Raw genomic sequence first — 1626 nt, forward strand, 5'->3', positions numbered from 1 at the left:
CATTTAAGATGCTTGAAATAGTCCAATTAACAGTTTGACCTACACGAGTAGGAGATCCATTGGCACTGACAAAGATCAATCTAGTATCTAAAACATCAGTAATATTCACATTAGTCGCAGTATCAGGGCCAAAATTAGTTACATTAATAGTATACTCAACCAAAGCACCATTCAAAACAACACCAGACACATTCACAGTCTTAACAATACTCAAATTAATACTTGGAGTAACATTTACAGTACTATTATTATCACCACTACTATTATTACCAGTATTATTCTGATCAGACCCAGTAACATTAGCTACATTGCTTATGTTTCCAGTACCATTCAGCTGAACAATTAAGCTAATAATATAAGAATCACCATTTAAGATGCTTGCAATAGTCCAATTAACAGTTTGACCTACACGAGTAGGAGATCCATTGGCACTGACAAAGATCAATCTAGTATCTAAAACATCAGTAATATTCACATTAGTCGCAGTATCAGGGCCAAAATTAGTTACATTAATAGTATACTCAACCAAAGCACCATTCAAAACAACACCAGACACATTCACAGTCTTAACAATACTCAAATTAATACTCTCAGTAACATTCAAAGTACTATTATTATCACCACTACTATTATTACCAGTATTATTCTGATCAGACCCAGTAACATTAGCCACATTACTTATATTTCCAGTACCATTCAACTGAACAATTAAGCTAATAATATAAGAATCACCATTCAAAATACTTGCAATAGTCCAATTAACAGACTGACCTACACGAGTAGGAGACCCGTTGGCACTGACAAAGATCAATCTAGTATCTAAAACATCAGTAATATTCACATTAGTCGCAGTATCAGGGCCAAAATTAGTTACATTAATAGTATACTCAACCAAAGCACCATTCAAAACAACACCAGTAACATTCACAGTCTTAACAATACTCAAATTAATACTCTCAGTAACATTCAAAGTACTATTATTATCACCACTACTATTATTACCAGTATTATTCTGATCAGACCCAGTAACATTAGCCACATTACTTATATTTCCAGTACCATTCAACTGAACAATTAAGCTAATAATATAAGAATCACCATTCAAAATACTTGCAATAGTCCAATTAACAGTTTGACCTACACGAGTAGGAGATCCATTGGCACTGACAAAGATCAATCTAGTATCTAAAACATCAGTAATATTCACATTAGTCGCAGTATCAGGACCATGATTAGTTACATTAATAGTATACTCAACCAAAGCACCATTCAAAACAACACCAGACACATTCACAGTCTTAACAATACTCAAATTAATACTCTCAGTAACATTCAAAGTACTATTATTATCACCACTACTATTATTACCAGTATTATTCTGATCAGACCCAGTAACATTAGCCACATTACTTATATTTCCAGTACCATTCACCTGAACAATTAAGCTAATAATATAAGAATCACCATTTAAGATGCTTGCAATAGTCCAATTAACAGACTGACCTACACGAGTAGGAGATCCATTGGCACTGACAAAGATCAATCTAGTATCTAAAACATCAGTAATATTCACATTAGTCGCAGTATCAGGACCATGATTAGTTACATTAATAGTATACTCAACCA

1 pseudogene is annotated in these 1626 nt (G+C 33.2%); it reads right to left on the reverse strand.

Annotation, left to right across the window (positions count from 1 at the left end):
* Positions 1-1626, reverse strand: a pseudogene (locus tag MBCUR_RS02255) (DUF11 domain-containing protein); the annotation flags it as partial.

It is taken from the genome of Methanobrevibacter curvatus (assembly GCF_001639295.1).
GTDB classification, from domain to species: Archaea; Methanobacteriota; Methanobacteria; order Methanobacteriales; family Methanobacteriaceae; genus Methanoflexus; species Methanoflexus curvatus.